This window comes from Spongiactinospora gelatinilytica (assembly GCF_003236385.1).
Taxonomy (GTDB): domain Bacteria; phylum Actinomycetota; class Actinomycetes; order Streptosporangiales; family Streptosporangiaceae; genus Spongiactinospora; species Spongiactinospora gelatinilytica.
Map to the genome: position 1 here is coordinate 1 of NZ_POUA01000682.1, position 1,704 is coordinate 1,704.

The following is a 1,704-nucleotide window of genomic DNA, read 5'->3' on the forward strand; positions in this document are numbered from 1 at the left end:
GAGATGCGGCACTCTCACGCCAGCAACGCCATTCCTGAAGTGGGCCTGGAACAGGTGTCCAAGCGGCTCGGGCACGCCAACGCCACCATCACCAGCTCGGTGTACTCCCACCTGACGCCGGACGCCGACGCCAAGACCGCCAAGGCCATCGACGCCGCGCTGACACGGGCCGGCGCGGAACCTGCCCTCACCGAACAGGAGCCCCTGGAAGGTACGATCACCGCCACGCCCGCCCCTGCGACCGAACTGCCGCCTGAACTGGCGGCGGTACTGACCAGCGCCATCGGTCAAGCCCTTGGGACGCTGGACCTCGCCCCCTTCCTCCAGAAGGCCCCAGACCGGCCCGCAACCTGAGATCGATGTCCGTGTCCGCCCGCGGGCGGACACGGACACCTGCCCCTGCACTCGCGCATGATCCGGGCATGGCAGTACACATCTCAAAGGGCCTCGTTGAACGGCTCGCCGCCGGGCCGGTACGCCGCAAGGTCGAACGGGTCGTCGAATCCGCGGCGAGGGAGACCCGTGACCGGGCACCGGACGCGGCGTGGCAGTCGCTGCTTGAGAGGGCAGAACGCGCGACCGCGTTGGCGTACGGGCTGGGATGGACGTTCGCCGAGAGGCCCGAAATCGCCGTCGCAGACGACCGGGACGGCCCGCGCCCGTCGGGGGGCCCGCTCGGTGTGCGCCTTACGTTGCTCCTCACCGGCGTTCCTGTCACCCGGGCGGGCGTGGACGCCTCTCCCGGCGTGCCCGTCTGATGGAAGAAGCCGTGACCGAGACCCATCTCCCCGCCGTCCGCCCGGCCGGGCAGCTTCCCGCCGTCGCCGAGCCGGTAGACCCTGCGCGTGACCCGTACATGGTGTACCTCGCGACCTTGGGGAACGCCGAGTCCCGCAGGACCATGGCGGACTGCCTGGACCGGATCGCCGCCATGGTCCACCCCGGCGCGACCTCGGGGGCGGGGCAGCCGTGGCATCGGCTGCGGTACGAGTACACCGCCCGCATCCGGGCGATGCTCGTCCACCGCATGGAGCACGGCGATGACGCTGGGGTGAAGTGGTCCCCGGCGCATGTGAACAAGCACCTCGTCGCGCTCCGCCGCGTGCTCAGGGAGGCGTGGAGGCTCGGGTTGATGACGGCCGAGGACATGGCCCGCGCGAGCGACGTCCAGAATGTGAAGGCCACCCGCTTGCCCGCCGGGCGGCACGTCGCCCGGTCGGCGTTCGGGGCGATCCTCGCCGCCTGCGACGAAGACGACACCCCCGCCGGACTACGCGACGCCGCGCTCCTCGCGACCCTCTACACCTCCGGGATGCGCCGAGAAGAACTCGCCGCCGTCGAGCTGGGCGACTACGACCCCGCCGAACGGTCCCTGCGCATCCTGGGCAAACGTGACAAGGAGCGCCAGGTGTTCATCACCGAGGATGCCGCCGCCCGCGTCGAAGCCTGGCTCGGCATCCGTGGCACTACTCCGGGCGCCCTGTTCCCGCCCCTCTACAAGGGCGGCCGGGCCCGCACCGGCCCCGACGGCACCCACCCCCGCATGACCGGCCAGGCCGTACGCAAGATCCTGCGTAAGCGCATCACCCAGGCCGAAGTGAAGAACGCGACCCCGCACGACTTCCGACGCACGTTCATCGGCGAACTCCTCGACGCCGGCGTGGACCTCGCCACCGCCCAAGACCTCGCCGGGCACTCCACCCC

2 protein-coding genes and 1 pseudogene are annotated in these 1,704 nt (G+C 71.1%); all 3 read left to right on the top strand.

The annotated features are described in order from the left end of the window. Nucleotides 1–354, top strand: a pseudogene (locus C1I98_RS38570) (hypothetical protein); the annotation flags it as partial. 68 nt (nucleotides 355–422) lie between these two features. Further along, nucleotides 423–758, top strand: coding sequence for a hypothetical protein (locus tag C1I98_RS38575; RefSeq protein ID WP_111172146.1), 336 nt, complete (start codon nucleotides 423–425; stop codon nucleotides 756–758). 11 nt (nucleotides 759–769) lie between these two features. Continuing rightward, nucleotides 770–1,704: tyrosine-type recombinase/integrase (locus tag C1I98_RS38580; RefSeq protein ID WP_233508563.1), on the top strand; the 935-nt coding region annotated here is incomplete at its 3' end.